This window comes from Thermoanaerobacter mathranii subsp. mathranii str. A3, from assembly GCF_000092965.1.
GTDB lineage: Bacteria > Bacillota > Thermoanaerobacteria > Thermoanaerobacterales > Thermoanaerobacteraceae > Thermoanaerobacter > Thermoanaerobacter thermocopriae.
The window spans coordinates 1,153,382-1,174,824 of the sequence record NC_014209.1; the positions used below are offsets into that span (position 1 = coordinate 1,153,382).

23 protein-coding genes are annotated in these 21,443 nt (G+C 32.8%); all 23 read left to right on the forward strand.

Features of this window, described 5'->3' with window-relative positions:
- The first annotated feature begins 11 nt into the window (after positions 1-11).
- Entirely contained in the window at positions 12-1,169 is a 1,158-nt protein-coding gene (gene spoIIIAE / locus TMATH_RS05660) for a stage III sporulation protein AE (protein WP_013150268.1), read from the forward strand.
- 8 nt (positions 1,170-1,177) lie between these two features.
- Positions 1,178-1,723, forward strand: coding sequence for a stage III sporulation protein AF (spoIIIAF, locus tag TMATH_RS05665; RefSeq protein WP_012995148.1), 546 nt, complete (start codon positions 1,178-1,180; stop codon positions 1,721-1,723).
- A 19-nt stretch (positions 1,724-1,742) separates the two neighbouring features.
- Positions 1,743-2,321, forward strand: coding sequence for a stage III sporulation protein AG (gene spoIIIAG, locus TMATH_RS05670; protein WP_013150269.1), 579 nt, complete (start codon positions 1,743-1,745; stop codon positions 2,319-2,321).
- Between the two features lie 18 nt (positions 2,322-2,339).
- Positions 2,340-2,885 (forward strand): SpoIIIAH-like family protein, encoded by a 546-nt coding sequence (locus tag TMATH_RS05675; protein WP_013150270.1) that lies wholly within the window; start codon positions 2,340-2,342, stop codon positions 2,883-2,885.
- A gap of 98 nt (positions 2,886-2,983) precedes the next feature.
- Complete coding sequence (locus TMATH_RS05680; RefSeq protein WP_012995151.1) at positions 2,984-3,391, forward strand: Asp23/Gls24 family envelope stress response protein; 408 nt, start codon at positions 2,984-2,986, stop codon at positions 3,389-3,391.
- Positions 3,392-3,472: 81 nt separating this feature from the next.
- Positions 3,473-3,895, forward strand: a complete 423-nt coding sequence (gene nusB, locus TMATH_RS05685) for a transcription antitermination factor NusB (protein ID WP_012995152.1) — start codon at positions 3,473-3,475, stop codon at positions 3,893-3,895.
- Positions 3,885-4,718: a bifunctional 5,10-methylenetetrahydrofolate dehydrogenase/5,10-methenyltetrahydrofolate cyclohydrolase gene (locus TMATH_RS05690; protein ID WP_028991929.1), complete on the forward strand. Its 834-nt coding sequence runs from the start codon at positions 3,885-3,887 to the stop codon at positions 4,716-4,718. Before nusB ends, TMATH_RS05690 begins: the two co-directional genes overlap by 11 nt.
- Positions 4,699-5,919 (forward strand): exodeoxyribonuclease VII large subunit, encoded by a 1,221-nt coding sequence (gene xseA, locus TMATH_RS05695; RefSeq protein WP_012995154.1) that lies wholly within the window; start codon positions 4,699-4,701, stop codon positions 5,917-5,919. Before TMATH_RS05690 ends, xseA begins: the two co-directional genes overlap by 20 nt.
- Positions 5,897-6,124 carry an exodeoxyribonuclease VII small subunit gene (xseB, locus tag TMATH_RS05700; RefSeq protein WP_013150272.1) on the forward strand — a complete coding sequence of 76 codons (228 nt, stop codon included), beginning with the start codon at positions 5,897-5,899 and terminating at the stop codon, positions 6,122-6,124. Before xseA ends, xseB begins: the two co-directional genes overlap by 23 nt.
- Positions 6,117-7,001 carry a polyprenyl synthetase family protein gene (locus TMATH_RS05705; RefSeq protein ID WP_013150273.1) on the forward strand — a complete coding sequence of 295 codons (885 nt, stop codon included), beginning with the start codon at positions 6,117-6,119 and terminating at the stop codon, positions 6,999-7,001. Before xseB ends, TMATH_RS05705 begins: the two co-directional genes overlap by 8 nt.
- Positions 7,002-7,758: 757 nt before the next feature.
- A complete protein-coding gene (locus tag TMATH_RS05710; RefSeq protein WP_012995157.1) occupies positions 7,759-8,346 on the forward strand; it encodes a hypothetical protein in 588 nt (195 codons plus the stop codon).
- Positions 8,347-8,356: 10 nt separating this feature from the next.
- Positions 8,357-10,219 carry a 1-deoxy-D-xylulose-5-phosphate synthase gene (gene dxs, locus TMATH_RS05715; RefSeq protein ID WP_013150274.1) on the forward strand — a complete coding sequence of 621 codons (1,863 nt, stop codon included), beginning with the start codon at positions 8,357-8,359 and terminating at the stop codon, positions 10,217-10,219.
- A gap of 2 nt (positions 10,220-10,221) precedes the next feature.
- Positions 10,222-11,022, forward strand: a complete 801-nt coding sequence (locus TMATH_RS05720) for a TlyA family RNA methyltransferase (RefSeq protein ID WP_013150275.1) — start codon at positions 10,222-10,224, stop codon at positions 11,020-11,022.
- 58 nt (positions 11,023-11,080) lie between these two features.
- Entirely contained in the window at positions 11,081-11,932 is an 852-nt protein-coding gene (locus TMATH_RS05725; protein ID WP_028991927.1) for an NAD(+)/NADH kinase, read from the forward strand.
- Positions 11,933-11,950: 18 nt separating this feature from the next.
- Complete coding sequence (locus TMATH_RS05730) at positions 11,951-12,406, forward strand: arginine repressor (RefSeq protein WP_013150276.1); 456 nt, start codon at positions 11,951-11,953, stop codon at positions 12,404-12,406.
- A gap of 17 nt (positions 12,407-12,423) precedes the next feature.
- Entirely contained in the window at positions 12,424-14,124 is a 1,701-nt protein-coding gene (gene recN, locus TMATH_RS05735; RefSeq protein WP_013150277.1) for a DNA repair protein RecN, read from the forward strand.
- A 118-nt stretch (positions 14,125-14,242) separates the two neighbouring features.
- The gene (gene spoIVB / locus TMATH_RS05740) at positions 14,243-15,556 is read left to right on the forward strand and encodes a SpoIVB peptidase (RefSeq protein ID WP_013150278.1); all 1,314 of its coding nucleotides are present in this window, start codon (positions 14,243-14,245) and stop codon (positions 15,554-15,556) included.
- 84 nt (positions 15,557-15,640) lie between these two features.
- Positions 15,641-16,423, forward strand: a complete 783-nt coding sequence (gene spo0A, locus TMATH_RS05745) for a sporulation transcription factor Spo0A (protein ID WP_012995164.1) — start codon at positions 15,641-15,643, stop codon at positions 16,421-16,423.
- Positions 16,424-16,628: 205 nt separating this feature from the next.
- Positions 16,629-17,750: a putative cytokinetic ring protein SteA gene (steA, locus tag TMATH_RS05750; RefSeq protein ID WP_013150279.1), complete on the forward strand. Its 1,122-nt coding sequence runs from the start codon at positions 16,629-16,631 to the stop codon at positions 17,748-17,750.
- Positions 17,751-17,761: 11 nt separating this feature from the next.
- On the forward strand, positions 17,762-18,688 hold the full coding sequence (locus TMATH_RS05755) for a copper transporter (RefSeq protein ID WP_013150280.1): 927 nt from the start codon (positions 17,762-17,764) through the stop codon (positions 18,686-18,688).
- Between the two features lie 10 nt (positions 18,689-18,698).
- Complete coding sequence (locus tag TMATH_RS05760; protein ID WP_013150281.1) at positions 18,699-19,385, forward strand: glycosyltransferase family 2 protein; 687 nt, start codon at positions 18,699-18,701, stop codon at positions 19,383-19,385.
- Between the two features lie 11 nt (positions 19,386-19,396).
- Positions 19,397-20,212: an MraY family glycosyltransferase gene (locus tag TMATH_RS05765; protein ID WP_013150282.1), complete on the forward strand. Its 816-nt coding sequence runs from the start codon at positions 19,397-19,399 to the stop codon at positions 20,210-20,212.
- A gap of 1 nt (position 20,213) precedes the next feature.
- Positions 20,214-21,290, forward strand: a complete 1,077-nt coding sequence (locus TMATH_RS05770) for a DUF3866 family protein (protein WP_013150283.1) — start codon at positions 20,214-20,216, stop codon at positions 21,288-21,290.
- Positions 21,291-21,443: the final 153 nt, after the last annotated feature.

Sequence of the window (21,443 nt, forward strand, 5' to 3'; positions counted from 1 at the left end):
GGTGTAAAAGATTGAAAAAGTTAGTTTTTGTAATTTTAATGATTATGAGTTTATTAACTACTGCCAAAGCGGATACAGGACAACAGGACATAGAAAGGCAATTAAGAGGTATTGATACTTATCAGATTGACCGCTTTGTAAAAGAAACTAATCAAAAAAATGGCAATATATTTCCCTACGTTGATATAAAGACTTATATAGGAGATGTTATATCAGGAAAACAATCTTTTGATATAAACAAAATTTTTAAAAATTTACTAAAATTATTTTTTAAAGAATTATATTCATCTGTAAAACTTTTAACACAACTTTTAATTTTAGCTGTAATTGGCGGCATATTGATGAATTTACACGGTTCTTTTGAAAATGAAAATATAAGTGAGATTGCTTTTTTAGCTGTTTATGGAATTTTTATCGTAATAGCGGTTAAAAGCTTTATAGAAGCTTTAGGAATCGGCAAAGAAGCAATTGACAGCATGGTTGATTTTATGCAATCGATGTTGCCTGTTCTTATAACTTTGCTGGTGTCGGTCGGTGCTTTTACCTCTGCAGCATTTTTTCACCCTGTTGTCATTGTGACAGTTCAGTTTATAGCACATCTTATGAGGGATTTTATATTGCCTATTATTTTGCTCATGACAGCTGTAAAAATTGTAGGAAATATTTCTGAAAAGTTTAGCTTGAATAAAATGGGGGATTTTTTAAAGACCTTATCTACTGCTTCTATTTCCATTTTATTGAGTATTTTTTTAGGAGTAATAACTATACAAGGTTTATCTTCTTCAATGGCAGATGGTGTAATATCGAGAACGGCAAAATATACAGTAGGTGCTTTCTTGCCAGTGGTGGGAGGACTTTTATCTGATAGTGTGGATGCAGTTATAGGGGCATCACTACTGATAAAAGGAGCTGTAGGTATTTATGGACTTATAGCAATTGTAATAATTTCCGCAATGCCTTTAATAAAGCTTTTTTCACTTATAATTATTTATCGTTTTACCGCAGCAGTGATTGAGCCAATTTCAGACAAAAGAATAGTAAATTGCCTTTCAGAGGTGGCAACTTCTTTAACTTATGTTTTTGGGGTATTGGCTTCTGTTACTGTGATGATGTTTTTTACAATAACTGCCATTATAGGTACGGCAAGTATTACTACTATGCTGAGGTAGGTGGAACAATGGAGTTTATAGAAAACTGGATAACACAGATAATTTATATTGCAATTCTCTCGATAGTTTTAGAACTTTTAGTTCCTTCCTCTAGTTTAAAAAAATATGCTAAAGTTGCAATAGGTTTTGTAATTATGATTACTATCTTAAATCCATTGATTAATTTTTTAAAAGGAGGAGCAAATATAGAAGCCTACGTATTTAAAAATAATTATTTTTTAAAAAACATAGATGTTGAGCAAATTTCAAAAGAAGCACAAAAGCAGAGGAATAATTTAATTGTGGCAGAATACAAGAAAAGGTTGATTGAACAGATTAAAGAAAGACTTGTAAATCTGTATGAAATTGAAGGAGTGGAAGTGGATGTCTCATTTGTAGAAGACCTAAATGACAAAGAATTTGGAAAAATAAATGAAATAACCCTATCTTTCAAAAGTACCACAATGGCTTCTCAAAACTCAGTAGAAAACAAAAAATTTAACGAAGAAATTAAAAAAGCAATAAGTGCATTCTATAATGTACCGTTAAAGAATATAACTATAAAAGAGGAATAAATTGAAAGGAGGTACTTGAGTGGATTTTAATAAACTTAAAGATAAATTTTTAAAAGATAATAAAAAGTTAATGGAAAATTTGACTGTTATCTTTTTAATAGGTTTGATTTTGTTAATAGGTGCGAGTACTTTTAAACCTCGTCCTTCAAATAACAATGAAGATAAAGAATTGGTTATGGCTCAAAAAGAAAATAATAGTGAAGATTATGCTCAAAAATTAGAAAAGGACCTAGAAAATATATTGTCAAGAATTGAAGGAGTGGGAAATATTGAAGTCCTCATTACGCTAAACTCAGATGAGGAGGTGGTAGCTGCAATGGATGTGGTAGAATCCAGTACTACTACAAATGAAAAAGATAGTAGTGGCGCCGTAAGAGAGACCATTCAAACAGAATCAAACAACAAAGTAGTTACCTCTCAAGATACCTCTGGGCAAAATAAACCTATTGTATTAAAAAGGATAATGCCTGAAATAAGGGGAGTGATTGTAGTTGCAGATGGTGCAAAAGATCCAAAATTAAGATACGAACTTTCTTTGGCTGTCCAAACTGCTTTAGGTATTCCTGCTTATAAAGTTAAGGTGATATCTTCAAAATAAAAGTGAGGAGGAGTTTTTATGGTTTTTATGAGAAAAAAGCTTATAGCAATTATATCTCTTGTCTTGCTAATAGCTATTGCTTTTGTTTTAAACTATGGGTATACCAGTAAGAAAGAAGAAGCCGCTAAAAATGAATACAGCCAGAATCTGGATTCTATTCAAACAAGTACTTCTTCTGCAAAGGAAACTAGTACAGAAAAAGATAAACTTTTTACTGGAATATTTACTACTTATAGAGAAGAAAGAGAAATAAATAGAAGCAGAAGTATTGATGCTTTAAAGGAAATAGTAGAAAATAAAAATACCAGCGAAACTACAAGAGAGGAGGCTCAAAAACAAATAATAAAACTTACAGAAATAACAAACCAAGAAATGATAATAGAAAATTTGATAAAAGCTAAAGGGTTTCAAGATGCAGTTGTGATGATAGATAATGGTATAGTAAATGTAATTGTACAGACAGATAAACTGTCAGAAGAAGAAGTGGCACAAATTGTAGATATTGTCTCCCGACAGACAGGAGTTTCATTAGATAATATAAAAATCATGACAAGACTGGAATAAGAAAACTTAATTGTTTTTGAGTCTACAATTATGATATAATTTATTTTGACAAATATCTGTTTTCTCTAAAAATTTATGTATTTAAGGGGGTGAAATTTATGGAAGAAAATGTAAATACAAATGAAAATCAAGAGTTAGGAACTATTAAAATCTCTGAAGAAGTAGTTAGTATCATTGCAGGCTTGGCGGCAACGGAAGTACCTGGAGTGGCTGGAATGAGTGGGGGAGTTGTAAACGGTATTTCTGAAATGTTGGGAAGAAAGAATTTGGGTAAAGGCGTAAAAGTAGAAGTAGGAGAAAAAGAAGTGTCAATAGATTTGTACTTAATTGTGGATTATGGTGTTAGAATTCCTGAAGTAGCTTGGAATGTGCAAGAAAATGTCAAAAATGCTGTGGAAAATATGACAGGATTAAAAGTTGTTGAGGTCAATATTCATGTTCAAGGGGTAAATATGGATAAAGAAAATAAAAAACAAAATGAGCAAGTTAAAGAAGATTTAAACTAACCCTCTGCTTTACAGAGGGTTAGTTTAGATAGAGTTATGGTACAATATATGCAAGAGGTAAAATTCAAGGAGTTGGGAATAATGAACAGAACAGAAGCCAGAGAATGGGTTGTAAAAATGCTTTATCAATACGATATTTCAAGGTTTCCTATAAGCAAAATATTTGACAATTTTTATAAAGAAAAAGATCCTGGTGACCAAAAAGAATACATAGAAAATACCGTTAAAGGAGCTATTGAACACTTAGAGGAAATTGATAAAGAAATAGAAAAATACTCTCAAAATTGGGCTCTTAACCGTATGCCTAGAATAGATTTGGCTATTTTAAGATGCAGCATTTATGAAATGATTTATGGAAATATTCCTGTAAATATTTCCATAAATGAAGCTGTAGAAATAGCCAAGAAATACAGTACAGAAGATTCTCATGTGTTTATAAACGGCTTGCTGGGAGCCTTTGTAAGGGATAAAGGATTGGAAGTGGGTGAATCGAATGATAATTGATGGTAAGGAAATTTCTAAAAAGATAAGGGAAGAGGTAAAAAGAGAGATAAGGGAGTTTGGCTATAAGCCTAGATTAGCAATTTTGATGGCTGGAAATGATGAGTCTTCAAAAGTTTATGCAAACTCTAAAGTTAAAGCTTGTAAAAATGTGGGGATTGAAGCAGAAATTTATTATTTTTCGGAAAACGAAGAATCTAAGTTTTTTGACATCTTAAAATTTTTAAATGAAGATAAAAACACTCATGGTATAATGATAGAAATGCCTCTTCCCAAAAGTTTTAATGCCGAATTAGTTTACGATACTATAAACCCTTATAAAGATGTGGATGGCATATCTAATTACAACATGGGAAAGTTATTTGCCGGAAAACCTCTTTTTATACCTTGTACTCCTAAAGCAATTTTATATATACTGGAAAGCATTAATACTCAATTTGTGGGAAAACATGCTGTTGTAGTAGGAAGAAGCAATATTTTAGGGAAACCAGTAGCTAAGCTTTTATTAGACAAAAATTGTACGGTTACTGTGTGCCATTCAAAAACAAAAGACTTGGCTTATTATACTAGGCAGGCGGATATTTTAGTACTAGCGGCTGGTAAGATGAAGTTGGTGAAGGAAGATATGGTTAAAGAAGGAGCAATACTTATAGATGCGGGTATAAACGTTTACCAAAATAATATATATGGAGATGCAGATTTTGAAAAGGTAAAAGATAGATGCTCTTCTATAACACCGGTACCAGGTGGAGTTGGACCAGTTACTACTGCAATGATACTCAAAAACACTTTGGAGGCCTTTAAATATGCAATTGAAGGCGCTTGAAGTCAGAGAAATTACAGATTATATCAAAAAAATGATGGACAATGATATAATTTTAAGAAATGTACGGGTTAGAGGAGAAATTTCTAATTTAAAATACCACAGCACAGGAATATATTTCACTTTGAAAGACGAAATAGCCTCATTAAAATGTGTGATGTTTAACGAATATGGAAAGCTTTTAAATTTTACTTTGCAAGATGGTATGTCAGTGATTGTGACAGGTAGAATAACTGTATATGAGAAAAATGGAACTTATCAACTGTATGCTCAAAGTATACAATCTGATGGAATTGGGGCTTTATATTTTGCTTTTAATAAACTTAAAGAGAAGCTGCAAAAAGAAGGACTTTTTGATTCTGACAAAAAGAAGCCTATTCCTAAACATCCTAAAAAGATTGCTGTGGTGACTTCTCCAACAGGGGCTGTAATACGAGATATAATAACAATTTCTAAAAGGAGAAATCCCACAATAGATATTTTAGTAGTTCCTGTTTTAGTACAAGGAATCTCAGCTGCCGATGAGATATGCAATGCTCTTCGAATTTTGAACAAAAGGAAAGACATTGATGTGATTATTTTAGCAAGAGGTGGAGGATCCTTAGAGGAAATTTGGCCTTTCAATGAAGAAAAAGTGGCAAGATGCATTTATGCATCTCGTATACCAGTTGTTTCTGCAGTAGGACACGAGACAGACTTTACTATTTCTGATTTTGTGGCAGATTTAAGAGCTCCTACTCCTTCTGCTGCTGCAGAAATTGTAGTGCCAGATATAAAGGTTTACCAAAGAGAGATATTTTTATTAAAAACAAGGCTTATAACATTAATGATGGCAGAGTTAAAACGTAAGAAGAAAGAGTTGGAGAGCCTTAGAAGGGCTCTTTACTTTAACAGTCCTATTAAGAGAAATGAAGTTTTAAAGCATAAAATCGAAAGTTTAAAAAGCTCTTTGTGCAAGGAAATGCTTTCTATATATAATAGGAAGAAAAACGATTTTTTGATTTTGACAGAAAAATTAAATTCTTTAAGTCCATTAAACGTGCTTACAAGAGGCTATACAGTTATTTTAGACAAGCAAGAAAAAGTTATTTCTTCTGTGAAAGACATAATACCTTATGAGGAAGTAAAAATTTTATTTAAAGACGGTAATGCTAAAGCAATTATACAAGAGGTGAAAGAAGATGCAAGAGGAGCTGAGTTTTGAGGAAGAGATGACAAAATTAGAAGAAATTTTAAATAAATTAGAAAAGGGAAATTTATTATTAGAAGAATCTTTTAACTTGTTTAAAGAAGGCATTGAAATTTCCAAGAGATTAGAAAAGAAATTAAGAGAGGTTGAAGGAAAAATAACTCTTCTTATAAACGAAAGCGAGGAAATTGATTTTAAAGAGGAGGAAAAGGATGTTTAAAGAGCAACTAAAAGAAAAACAACAGCTTATTGAAAAAGAATTACACAGGATATTAGAAGTGGAAGAAAACCCACAAATAATCTACGAGGCCATGAAATATAGTGTATTTGCTGGTGGAAAAAGGTTAAGACCAGTATTATGCCTTTCTTCTTGTGAACTTTTTGAAGGAGACATAAAAAAAGCCCTTCCTGTAGCTTGTGCAATAGAGCTCATTCACACTTATTCCCTTATACACGATGACCTTCCAGCTATGGATAACGACGATTTGAGAAGGGGAAAGCCTACAAATCACAAGGTTTACGGTGAAGCTATAGCAATACTGGCAGGAGATGGACTTTTAAATTTGGCCTTTGAAGTCCTAATAAGGCATGCTTTAGAAAATCCCCATGATTATCAAAGGATTTTAAAAGCTACAGATGAAATTGCGCGAGCCTCAGGTTGCAAAGGAATGATTGGTGGACAAGTGGTGGATATACTTTCACAGAACACAAAGCTTACTTATGAAGAATTAAAATTTATGCATGAACATAAAACAGGTGCTTTGATAGAAGCATCTGTTTGTGCAGGAGCTTACATTGCTGGTGCTATAGAAGAAGATATTCATGCATTAAGAGAATATGCAAGTTTGATAGGTCTTGCTTTTCAAATAAAAGACGATATATTAGATGTAATTGGAGAAGAAGAAAAATTGGGCAAAAAGGTTGGTAGTGATAGAGAAAAAGGCAAAGTTACTTTTGTCAATATCTTTGGCTTAAAAAAATCCCAGCAAATGGTTGTAGAACTTACACAAAAGGCTATAGAGATTTTAGATAGATTTGGAGAAAAAGCACTCTTTCTTAAAGAATTGTCTAATTATTTAATTGAGAGAGTAAATTGAAGAATAAAGGAGTATTGACACTACTTTTTAAAAGGAATGAGTTTTTTGATACGTAAGGGAGTATAGTAGCCTTTTAATCACTTTATATAGGTTTGATATTGATATTTTTATTATGTTATAATTAAGATACCTTGAAGAGAAAGGCAAAGTGGTGCAGTATCCTAGTCAGAGGCGCTAATCCCGAAGACGGGCCTAAAAATCCGTCAAGGGCACATCGATGAAGTTCCTGGTGCTGGCTTTCAACGCCCAGTTGGGGGCTGGTGCTGGGAGTTAAGGAGGGGGGGCGATCCACAATGGCATGTGGGCGTTGACCCTTCCTCCGCGGAGACCCACCTGCGTGGCTCTTAAGCTATGGGGTGGGATGAACCTGTCGCGCGGCCATAAAGCTGCGGACAGTGTAGCCTGCCTTGAGTGATTCGGGTGGATATCAGTTTTAATTTAAGCAGTAATTCAATGAGCTCTTGAATTACTGCTATTGCTGATGAAACCCGAATTGCAAAAGAGGATAGGGATTAGTCCCTCTGGTGAGGAAAACTCCTAGGCTGTGCCTTGCCGGCGGCATATTGGGGATTACAGTGCGGGCTAAGTGGCAATCCAGTCTTACCTTTGGCAACAAGGTAAAAGCGGGCTTAAAGGGGAACCGCTGAACGGTGACGTTCAGTGCCTGCTTGGGAAATCCTACTGGACCTAAGCCGCAAAGTTTACTCAATATGCTACCACTTTGCCTACATATACCATAGGAGGTTCTTTTTTTATTATGAAAAACAAAAGCATAAATATGGATTATAAATGGATTTTACATATATCTATTATAACCTTTTTTCTTGCTACCATATTAAATTTTTTTTCTGATGTTGCATTGAAAGAAAGCAATCTCATTGTAGCCTTTTGCGTTCTTGGTTTTATAGTGTTAATTGGTATAATTTTTGATGTAATAGGTACAGCAGTGATTTCAGGCAGAGAAGAACCCTTTCATGCAATGGCAGCTAAAAAAGTATTTGGGGCAAAGGAAGGCATAAAACTTCTCAGAAATGCTAATATAGTAGCTAATTTTTGCAATGACGTTGTGGGAGATATTTCCGGGATTGTATCTGGGGCTGCTCTGATGGCGATAATTGTAAAATTTACTTTTGAGGGAGCTAAAGGCTCTATTTATACTGCAATTTTAGGAGGTCTATTATCTGCCATTACCATTGGAGGAAAGGCTGTGGGGAAGAACATAGGTATAGCTAAAAGTCAGTCTATCGTGTATGGAGTTGCTGTGATGCTGGCGTGGATTGAAAAAAAAACAGGTATAAAGATTTTGCCAGATTTTAAGAATAATAAAAGGAAGAAAAGAAAGTGAGGGTCTTTAAATGCTTGAACAAATTGATAGCCCTTATGATCTAAAAAAATTAGACAAGAAGGATTTTCTCCTGCTTTGCAGAGAAATACGCCAATTTTTAATAGAAAAGGTGTCTAAAACGGGTGGCCACTTAGCATCAAACCTTGGAATTGTTGAACTTACTATTGCACTTCATTATGTTTTTGATTCTCCAGTTGACAAAATAATTTGGGATGTTGGGCACCAATGCTACGTACATAAAATGCTTACGGGAAGGAAAGACCAATTTGACACTTTGAGAAAATTCAATGGCCTTTCTGGCTTTACTAAAAGGACAGAAAGCGTGCACGATGTATTTGGAGCTGGTCACAGCAGTACCTCTATATCTGCAGCATTAGGTATAGCCAAGGCAAGAGATTTGAAGGGTGAAAAATACTCTGTAGTAGCAGTAATTGGGGATGGAGCTTTAACTGGTGGTATGGCTCTTGAGGCATTAAACGATGCAGGAAGGTCTGAGACAAATTTGATTGTTGTATTAAATCACAATGAAATGTCGATTTCTGAAAACGTGGGCAGTTTATCTTTGTATTTAAGCAAGCTAAGAACAGATCCTACTTATAATAAATTAAAACAAGAAGTTGATAATTTACTCAATATTGTGCCTCCAATTGGGAAAAGTCTGCATAAATACCTCGAAAAGATAAAAGATTCTGTAAAACAGTTAGTAGTGCCGGGAATGTTTTTTGAAGAGATGGGTTTTACATATTTAGGACCTATTGACGGACATGATGTTGGAGGCCTTATAGAGGTTTTAGAAAGAGCAAAAAGAATGAAAGGACCTATTTTAATACATGTTGTTACCAAAAAAGGTAAGGGATACAAATTTGCAGAAAAATTTCCAGAGAAATTCCATTCTGCAGCTCCTTTTGACATACAAACGGGGAAGTTTGTAAATGAGGAACAGGAGACTTATTCTGACGTATTTGGAAAGACTCTCACTGAAATGGCATTAAAAGATGACGAAATTGTTGCAATAACTGCTGCCATGCCAGAAGGAACAGGACTTACTCATTTTGCAAAATTAATACCTGAAAGATTTTTTGATGTTGGAATAGCAGAGCAACACGCTACTACCTTTGCAGCAGGAATGGCAGTGCAGGGATATAAGCCTTACTTTGCAGTGTATTCTACTTTTTTGCAAAGGGCTTATGACCAGATTATCCACGATGTATGTATACAAAAATTGCCTGTTGTTTTTGCAATTGACAGAGCAGGGATTGTAGGGGAAGATGGAGAAACCCATCAAGGAGTTTTTGATTTATCTTATTTAAGGCCAATTCCTAATATAGCGATTATGTCTCCAAAAGACGCAAATGAATTGGTTGAAATGATTAAATTATCAAGAAATCTTGACTTTCCTGTTGCTATAAGGTATCCAAGAGGAAAAGCAGGAAAATTTGATATTACAAGAGAATGCAGTATAGAGTTTGGAAAGGCAGAATTGGTTTGTGAAGGAAAAGAGATAGCGATTTTTGCATTAGGAAGAATGGTAGAAAAGGCATTAAAGGCGAAAGAAATTTTAAAAGCCTCTGATTTGCAACCATTTATTGTTAATTTGAGATTTGTCAAACCTTTAGATGAAGAGCTAATTTTGGATATTTCAAACAAAGTTAAATTTATTGTTACAGTGGAAGACAATGTAATAGTGGGTGGCGTTGGAAGTGCTATACTAGAGCTTTTGAATTCTACCGGAATACATAAGCCAGTTTTACGTTTGGGATTTCCTGATAAATTTATTGAACAGGGAGATGTGGAAAGTTTGTTTAAAAAATACAATTTGGATGCCGAGTCTATCGCAAATACTATACTACAAAAATATAAGGAAATGAGGTAAATATGGCGTCAAAAAAAGAAAGATTGGATGTTTTACTAGTTCAAAAAGGTTTTTTCTCTTCAAGAGAAAAAGCAAAAGCTTCTATTATGGCAGGAGAAGTATATGTTGATGGCAAGAAAATTGAAAAAGCTGGAGAGTTTGTCAACATAGATTCTTCAATCGAGGTAAAAACTAACTCTTTACCTTATGTAAGTAGGGGTGGACTAAAGTTACAAAAAGCGATAGAAACTTTTAATATTGATGTGACTGGGAAGATTGCCTTAGACATTGGAGCTTCTACAGGAGGTTTTACTGACTGCCTTTTGAAACATGGTGCTATAAGAGTATATGCTGTAGATGTAGGATACGGGCAATTGGATTGGAGTTTAAGAAATGACCCTCGGGTTATAAATATGGAAAAGACTAATATAAGATTTTTAAAGACATTGCCTGAAATAGTGGATATAATCACAATAGACGTTTCCTTTATTTCCCTTGAACTTGTAATACCTTCTGCAGATAAATTTTTAAAATCAGAGGGAGACTTGATAGCTTTAATAAAGCCGCAATTTGAAGCGGGGAGAGAAAAAGTAGGCAAAAAAGGTGTTGTAAAAGATCCCGCTGTTCATAAAGAAGTGATTGAAAAAATTGTGACCTTGTTTCAAAAATATAATTACGGTATAATAGGCATTACCTATTCTCCTATAAAGGGTGCAGAAGGCAATATAGAATATTTAATTTGCGGTAAAAAAGAAATTAAAAATCAATTCAACTTTGACATTGCGAAAATTATAGAAGAGGCTTTTAAAACTTTGAACAAATAAAATATTTAGCAGGAAAATTTGTTTTTTTGTAGAATATGATAAATGTGGTGATATTATGATGAAAAAAGTCGGTGTTATTCCCAATATTAATAAAGATAAAGACTTAGAAGTAACTAAATCCATTGTAAAATGGCTACTGGAGCATGATTCTGAGCCATATCTTAACGAAATAGTTGCTTCTAAAATGGGTTATGATAAATACGGTAAAAAATCCACAGATATATATAGTAAGTCCGATTTTATAATTGCACTAGGAGGAGATGGCACTATTTTAAATGTAGCGAGGCTTTGTGCACCTTTTGGCACGCCTATTTTTGCCGTAAATTTGGGTCACCTTGGATTTCTTACAGAGGTAGACATGAATGAGGCGTTTATTTCTTTAGATAAAATATATAAGGGAGAATATACAGTCGAAAAAAGGATGATGCTGGAAGCAAATATAGTTAAAAATGATATGGAAATCATTAATTTTAGAGCTTTAAATGATATTGTTATTACAAGAGGAGCTTTTTCAAGAATGGCTCGCATAAATGCCTATGTAAATAACAATTACGTAGATACCTATTTAGCAGATGGAGTAATAATTGCAACTCCTACTGGTTCAACTGCTTATTCGCTTTCGGCGGGCGGACCTATTGTATATCCTACTGTTGAAGTTATAATAATAACACCCATCTGCCCTCATACTTTGTATTCAAGGTCTATAATAGTTTTACCAGAGGATGTTATAAGATTGGAAATAAGCGAAGAAAATCACGATTTAATGATAACAACCGACGGGCAACAGGGATTTAAACTTGATTATAGAGATATAATTTACATTAAAAAGAGCAATGAATATACCAATCTTATAAAAGTAAAAAATACCAATTTTTTTGATTTGTTGAGGGACAAACTTACAGAAAGATAAAATGAGGTGATGGCTAATATGATGAAAATAGCTCGGCACGCTAAAATTCTTGAAATAATCTCTGAAAAAGAAATTGAAACACAGGAAGAGCTAGCAGCTGAACTTCAAAAGCAAGGTATTGATGTAACTCAGGCTACTGTGTCAAGAGATATAAAAGAATTAAGACTTATAAAAGTGTTAACAGAAGATGGGAAAAGATATAAATACGCACCGATGGGAAAAGTAGACAGCCATATCACAGATAGGCTAATGACTCTATTGTCTGAGTCTATAATTAGTGTTGATTATGCAGGAAATATCATAGTTATAAAAACGTTATCAGGCACAGCTTCTGCAGCAGCAGAAGCTATCGACACATTAAATTGGAATAATATAGTTGGCACATTAGCAGGAGATAATACTATTTTTGTTTTAGCGAGAAATGAAGAAGCTCTTCAAGAGTTGTTGGAGAAATTCAAAAAGTTAATTAAGTGATTTCTGGGGGTTTTGCTATGCTTTTAGCACTTAGCATTCAAAACGTTGCATTAATTGACAAGGCAGAGTTGCAATTTGAGGAAGGATTCAATGTATTAACTGGTGAGACAGGAGCAGGCAAATCTATAGTTATTGATTCGGTCTTGCTGCTTTTAGGCGGTCGGGGCAGCAAAGAGATAATACGCACAGGTGAAGAAAAAGCTATTGTAGAGGGCGTATTTTTTGTGGATTCCAATAAAGATAAAATTGTAGAAATTTTAGAAGAAATAGGTTTGGAGTTAGAAGAGGATGACACTTTAATAATAAATAGGGAAATTACAAAAAACGGAAGAAGTTATTGTAGAATAAATGGCAGAATAGTGCCTCTTTCTTTTTTGAGTAAAATAGGAGCTTTCTTAGTAGATATTTTAGGCCAACATGAGCATCAGTTTCTTTTAGACAATACTAAACATCTTTTTATCTTAGATAACTTTGGGGATGAGGAGTTTAAAGCTTTAAGAGAAAAATTTAAGGAGCTATTAAAAGAATACAACAGGATACAAAAAGAGATTTCAAGTTTTTTTAAAGATGAGAAAGAAAAAAATGAAACAATTGAGCTTTTGAAATATCAAATTGAAGAGATTGAAAGGGCAACTTTAAGCGTAGAAGAAGAAAGTCAGTTGTTAGAAAAAAGAAATTTATTATTAAATTTCGAAAAATTATTCACCGCTATGAATTCTAGTTACAAAATTTTGTACGAAGGTAGTGGGAGCTTTTCTGTTTTAGATAATTTACATGTTGCAATTAAAAATTTAGAAACTGCTCTTACTATAGATGAAAAGTTAAAAATTTTGAAAGATAAATTGGAGAATATCCTATATGAATTAGAAGACTGTGCTTTGCAGATACGGGATTACTTGAAAGGCTTAGATTTTAACCAGCAAAGTTTAGAGGAAATTGAAATGCGATTAGATCAAATAAATTTCTTGAAAAGAAAATATGGACCTACAATACAGCAGATTTTAGAATTTAAAGAAAATAAAAAAAGGGAATTAGAGGATATATTAAATTTTGAAGAAAAGCAGCAAGAATTAAAGCTTAAGCAACAAAAATTATGGGAAAAAATTTTAGAAGTTGGTGAAGCATTACATCTCAAAAGGAAGCAAATGGCAGAAAATATAGAAAAAAATATAAATCAAATTTTAGTTGAACTTAATATGCCAAATGCTTATTTTAAGGTGAATATAGAAAAAATGGGAGAACCTACTGAAACTGGATTTGATAAGATTGAATTTTTAATCTCTACAAATAGAGGAGAGCCTCTAAAGCCTTTATCTAAAATTGCTTCTGGTGGTGAACTTTCAAGAATTATGCTGGCATTAAAAACTATTCTTGCTTCGGCAGATGGAATTTCTACTTTGATTTTCGACGAAGTTGATACGGGAATAAGCGGAAAAACTGCCCAATTAGTGGCGGAAAAAATGGCATATCTTTCTAAAAAACATCAATTGATCTGTGTTACTCACCTACCTCAAATTGCTTCTATGGCAGATACTCATTATCGAATTTCCAAAATAGAAAGAAAGGAAAGGACTTATATTAATGTGGAAAAACTTGATTATCAAGGAAAAATAAATGAATTAGCCCGTATTATGGGAGGCTCCCGTGTTACTCAGACTACTTTAGACCATTCAAAAGAATTACTAGATATTGCATCTCAATTTAAAAGCAAAATTTAATATTTTGGTTTGACCTCACTTCCTTTTACTATCGGCTAATATATTGACAGTATATAAAACTTTAAAAAAGGTTAAGTTAATTTTAGATTAAATAAGCCACAAAAAAGGAAGTGAGAAAATGCCAAAAAATACAGTAAAGTTGTTACTTTTTATATCCTTAAGCTTTTTTTTAGTATTTGCAAACTATTTTACTCCTATACAAGATATAGCAAAAACCCCCTCAAGTTTTAAATTTTTTCAAGGGGAAAAAGTCAATTATAACTTTAATATACCAATAAAAGTAAGTTTTCAGGCTGATAAAAAAGGTTTTTTGAAAATTAATGATACAGAAGGTAAAAATGTTTTAAATTTAAAAAAACCAATTACAATAGAAGCTGTAAACACCGGTACAGTAAATTTGGATTTTAAGCTATTTGGAATATTTCCTATAAAACATATTAGTGTCGATATTGTTCCGCCTACAAAAGTAGTTCCAGGTGGTCAAGCAATAGGGGTTAAGCTAAACACAAAAGGCGTATTAGTAGTAGGTTATTCAGATATAATGGGAGAGGATAGTAAAATTTATAGTCCTTATAAACAAGGAAAAATACAGATAGGAGATATAATATTAGAGGTCAACGGTAAGGAAATAAAACGTGCAGAAGACATTACTAACATTGCAAATAAATTAAAGGGAAAAGCTTTAAAATTAAAAATAAACAGGAAAAACCACATTTTTTATACTAGTATTTGTCCTGTAAAATCAAAAGAGGATAAACAATACAGAATAGGTCTTTGGGTAAGAGATCACACTGCTGGTATAGGAACCTTAACCTTTTATTATCCTACGACAAAGATATATGGAGCTTTAGGCCATGCTATAACTGATGTAGACACTGGGCACATGTTATCAGTAGAAAACGGTGAGATTATGAATTCTCGAATTACTTCTATTGACCAGGGAAGAAGAAGTAGGCCGGGGGAATTAAAAGGGATTTTTTTAGAAGAAGTTGATACAATCGGTAATATACTCAAAAATACTGAATTTGGAATTTATGGGAATATGTATAAAGATTTTAATAATGATTTGTATGGAGAGATTCCTATAGCATATCAAAGCCAAATAAAAGAAGGACCAGCGAAAATATTAGCTACCATTGATGGTACAGGTATACAGGAATTTGATATTGAAATTATCAAAAAAGTATATCAAGAAACTCCTAGTTCTAAAAGCATGATAATTAAGATTGTTGACAAGAATTTATTAAAAAAGACTGGAGGCATAATACAAGGTATGAGCGGTAGCCCTATTATACAAAATGGGAAACTGGTTGGAGCAGTTACTCACGTTTTTGTTAATGACCCAACAAAAGGTTATGCTGTTTATGCAGAATGGATGATGAGGGAAATGAATAATCTACTTAATAATAAACAGGTCTTTACAAATAATTAAAATTTTTCGGGAAAAAGAAGGAAATTCATATATTATGTAGAATAATAAATATTATACTAATATTAGCAATGGGAGGTTAAATAATTGGTTAAGAAAGTTAGAGTAGGAATAGCGGATGATAACAAAGAGTTTGCTACTATTTTAGCTGAGTATTTATCTACCCAAGAAAATATTGAAGTGGTAGGTGTTGCCAATGATGGCAACCAAGCAATTGAATTAATCAAAGATCATTCGCCGGATTTGTTAATTTTAGATATTATAATGCCATATTTAGACGGTATTGGTGTTTTGGAAAAGATAAATGAGGAACAATTAAAAAAGCCTAAAATTTTAGTTTTATCTGCTGTTGGCCAAGAAAAAATAACTCAACGAGCTATTGCCTTAGGAGCCGATTATTATATTTTAAAGCCGTTTGATTTAGCTATGCTATCAAAAAGGATTTCTGAAATTATGGAACCTGAGTTAGATGTAGTATCAAAGACTGTTTTTCCTGTGGTAAAGGCAAAGAAAAATTATGACCTTGAAGCGATGATTACAGAAATTATTCATGAGGTAGGAGTACCAGCTCATATAAAGGGTTATATGTATCTAAGAGATGCTATTTCTCTTGTTATAAGCAATATGGAGTACTTGAATTCTGTAACCAAAATGTTATATCCTAAAATAGCGGAAAAGTACAATACTACTCCCAGCAGAGTAGAAAGAGCTATAAGGCATGCAATAGAGGTCGCTTGGAGTAGGGGCAAAACTGAAGTTTTAAATGAACTTTTTGGATATACTATAAATGACGAAAAAGGTAAACCAACAAATTCTGAGTTCATTGCGCTTATTGCTGATAAATTGAGGTTGGGAATGAAAGCAGGGTAAAAGAGCAGATACCTGCTTTTTCTTTTTTTAGCTCTCATTTAAAAATATGATAAAACATAAAAGTAGAGCCAAAAATCCTTCTATTTGTTGAGGATTCAACAAGTGGAAGGATTTTCATGTAACTGAATAAAATGACTTTTTTATTTCCTGTAAAAATTTTTTATGCTATAATAATAAACGATGTTACTTTATGGAGGAAACTTGTATGCAAATAACAGGAACAGTGAAAATGGATAAAAGAACTAAAAATTTAGTGAAAAGATTAAATCCTGGAGAAATAGCTATAATTGATCATAGAGATATAGATGAAGTGGCTGCTGAATCTTTAGTAGAGAAAAAAGCTTTGGCAGTCATAAATGCTGATAAATCTATAAGCGGTAGATATCCTAACATGGGACCTTCCATCTTATGTGAGGCAGGAATTCCAATTATTGACGATGTAGGAAAAGACATTTTTGATTTATTGAAAGAAAATGACAAAATAACTATAATTGATAATGAAATATATAAAGACGGTGTGCTTATAAAAAGAGGAAAACTTCTCACAAAAGACGTTATAAACTATAAATTGCAGGAAAGTCGTGAAAACATAGGTGTTGAATTAGATAAATTCATTGAAAATACATTGGAATATGCCAAGAAAGAAAAATATTTTATTCTAGGGGGAGTTGAATTACCAAATGTTAAAACTCGTTTTAAGAATCGACATGCTCTTGTAGTTGTTAGAGGAAAGGATTACAAAGAAGACTTATTTACAATAAAACAGTATATAAACGATGTAAAACCTATTTTAATAGGAGTAGATGGAGGGGCAGATGCTCTTTTAGAGTTTGGTCTTGTACCTGATATAGTCATTGGTGATATGGACAGTGTAAGTGATGAGGCTTTAAAAAAGGCTCGCGAAATCGTAGTTCATGCTTATCCCAACGGAAGAGCACCGGGCTTAGATAGAGTAAAGGCATTAGGCCTTAAAGCAGAAATTTTTAAGGCACCGGGTACAAGTGAAGATATAGCTATGCTGTTGGCATTTGAAAAAGGTGCTGACTTAATTGTTGCTGTAGGGACCCATTCCAGTATGATTGATTTTCTGGAAAAAGGGAGAAAAGGAATGTCCAGCACTTTTTTAGTGCGATTAAAAGTGGGAGAAAAATTAATCGATGCCAAAGGAGTAAATAAGCTGTACAGGGAAAATTTTAAAATTTCTTATATATTAAGCATTATACTGGCAGCGTTGATTCCTCTGGGAGTAATAGCGTATTTTTCTCCACCTATGCAGCAGCTGTTGAAATTATTACAACTTAGAATTCGTCTTTTAATTGGATTTTGAGGAGGATTTTTATGAATATAAATATTAAATACTATGTTTTAACAATTGCTTCTATTTTTGTTGCTTTAGGAATTGGCATTTTTATAGGCTTTATGTTAGATGGCCAAAAGGTTTTTTCGGAGCAACAAACTGCAATTATAAACGAATTAGAACAAAAGTTCAAAGATTTACAAACAGAAAATGATAATCTGAAAACCACTATTCAAGAATTAAATAAAAGGATAGGGTATTACAATCAGTTTCATCAAATTATTTTTCCTGAGTTAATAGATAATAAGTTAAGTGGAGTTAAAGTAGCAATTATTGAAACTACTAACGAATTTATATATTCTGGCATGAGGAACGCTCTTTTAAAAGCAGGAGCCACGATTGAGTCAATTACTGTTATAAAAAACAGTTTTAATACTGGTAATGAATTGGAAGTAGAAAATTTAATCAATTTCCTTTCTAACAAATATGAAGTTACACTAGATGAAAAACACCTGAACGAATTCGTAGCTTCGAAATTAGCTAATGCGATTGTAACTGGTCAGGATGTGGATCTTATTAATTATTTAAAGGCAAATGGTTATATTGATTTTACGGGGATTGCAGGTAATACAGATTTTGTGATTATAGCTGGAGGAAGTAATAATGAAGATAATAATGTAGCTTCTATAGATATTCCAATAATAAAACAAGCGAAATTACTCAATGTTCCTATTATAGGTGTTGAACAAAGCGATGCTAAATATTCCTATATTGATGCTTATAAAAAACAGCATATTTCCACAATAGACAATGTAGAAGATATAATAGGTCAAACGTCACTTATAATGGTAATGGAGGGTAAAGAAGGCAATTATGGAGTGAAGGCAAGTGCAATGAGTTTAATGCCGGATTCTTTTATAAAGTCTGACAATTCTAATCATACTTCCACTGCTAATTCTAAAAAGTGAGGGTGGATAGATGGATAAAAAAGTTAGTGTACTAATACCTGCTTACAATGAAGAAGAGAGAATAATTGATACCATAAAAGGACTAAAAGATGTTGAAGAAGTCGATGAAGTTATCGTAATAAACGATGGCTCAACTGATAATACTGCTGAAAAGTCAAAAAAAGCAGGTGCGAAAATAGTCAATATGAAGAGAAATGTTGGTAAAGGAACAGCTTTAAAGGAAGGTTTAAAATATGTAAAAAATGACGTTGTAGTTTTTCTAGATGCTGATGTAGGGCTTTCGTCGCGAGAAGTCAAAAAACTTATATTGCCTGTCCTTGAGGGAGAAGCAGATGTTACAATTGCAAAGTTTCCCAAAACAAATGTAAAAGCTGGATTTGGCTTTGTTAAAACTTTAGCTAGAAAAGGAGTAAAATATTTTACTGGATATGAAATTGAATCTGTATTGTCAGGCCAGAGGGCTTTTAAAAAAAATGTTTTAGAGAGTTTAAAAACTTTTTATAAAGGTTTTGGAATAGAAGTTGGGATGACAATAGATCTATTAAAAAAAGGATACAAAATAAAAGAAGTAGAAGTGAATATGACACACTCTGTTACAGGCAGAAACTTAATAGGTTTCCTACACAGAGGAAAGCAGTTTTGGGATATTCTGAAAGTATTGATATATAAGTTTCTTTCGAAAGATATCAATAATTAGTAGGTGAGATAGTGTTTTGGACTAAAATATTGTTAACTCCTTTAATAATGACAGTTATAACAAAAAAGCTTTTTTATAGTATTATTAGCAAACCTTTGTGTTTAAGAGAAAACTATAAAAAAATGATGATACCTGTTTGTGGTGGTATTGTATTTGTACCTTCTTTATTTGTGTCAATTATACTTCTCAATTTATTGGGACTTAAAATAGATTATCAAGAAGTAATTTTGTTAAGTTTATCCCTCATTTCTTTTGCCGGATTTATAGATGATGTATTAGGAGACAAAAATGTAAGAGGGCTAAAGGGTCATATAACAATGCTTTTAAAAGGAAAGCCTACTACGGGCAGTTTAAAAGCTTTATCAGGAGTTTTGATTGCTTTTTTTACAAGTTTTAATATTGGAAAAAATTATATAGGAGAATTGATAATAGATACCTTGATAATAGCACTTTTTACTAATTTTTTAAACCTTGTAGACTTACGACCTGGAAGGTCTGGGAAGACTTTTTTGGTTATTTCTTTAATTTTTCTAATAATAGGCAAAACTCAACCCTATTTCTTGGTTTTACTAACTATGATTCTTTTAGTGTATTTACCGGAAGATTTAAAAGCCAAAGTAATGATGGGGGATACCGGATCAAATGTTTTAGGAATGTCTTTAGGAATAAGTAGCATCCTTATTTTTGATTTATACGGCAAGTTAATAATATTAACATTGCTAATTTTATTACATATTTTTACAGAAAAATATTCTTTAACTGCTTTGATCGAAAAAAATAAAGTTTTAAACTATCTCGACATGTTAGGAAGAAAAGGAGAAAGATAACGTGATTAGCGTTTATTTAGCTAAAGTAAATAAAATTGTGTCACAAAGAGAAGGCATAACTGTTGTGGAGGTTGAGTCAGAGGACGAAAAGGCATTGGCTTTGAATTATGACGATGTAACCGGAAAAATAGAGGTAGGAGATAAAGTTTATGTAAACCGAACTGCTCGCCTTTTAAATCTTGGAACCGGTGGATATGATTTTATAATGGCAAATCTCAGACATTCTCAGTTCGATGCTATAAGTAAAGGACATATTATGAAATTGAGATATACACCTTTTCAGATAAATGTACTAAGCATGGAGGAACAAAACAGTCCTTATCATACTGCTTTTGAAGAGTTTGAAAGTTTAGAAGATTTACCTGTAATAGTTGGAGAACTTCACAGCATGGTAGCGCCTGTAGCCTTAGTGCTAAAAAGTACAAATCCTAACCTTAAAATTACATATGTAATGACAGATGGTGGATGCCTACCTATAAGTTTTAGCAATACAGTTTTTGAACTTAAAAAGAGAGGAATAATAGATAATACAATTACAATTGGCCATGCTTTTGGAGGAGATTATGAATGTGTAAATATTTATACTGCTTTGATAGGTGCAAAAGAGGTATTACAAACAGACGTAGTTATAGTGGCAATGGGGCCAGGAATAGTAGGTACGGGAACTAAGTATGGTTTTTCAGGAGTAGAACAAGCCTATATAATAGATGCTGTAAATAAATTGGAAGGTAATCCTGTACTTATCCCAAGAATTGGATTTAATGACAAAAGAAATAGGCATCAAGGAATTAGTCACCATACTATAACTGTTTTAGAACTGTGTAATAGTTCCTGCGTTTTGACTTTTCCTACAATGGAAGAAGAAAAAGAAAAAATAATAAAAGAGCAGATAAATTCAAATCCTGTATTTTCACGATATAGAATAGAATTTATTGAAGCTGAAATTATAAGAAAATATATAGAAGAAACTGACTTTAACTTGACAACAATGGGAAAAAACTATGAAAGTGAGCCAGACTTTTTTAATGCTTGTGGAGCTGCAGCCCTTTATGTGTCTTTTAAATTATTGGAAAGCTGATTTAATTACTTCGAGTCAGGGGTCAGCTTCCAGCATCCTTGCCTCTGGCCTCGCTTTTGTCTCTCAGTCTCGCTAAGTTTAGCAACTGCTCTGTCAAGTTGCTTCTCTTGTGTAAAATGTTAACTAAATGAGTCTAATTCTTGACACGGATTA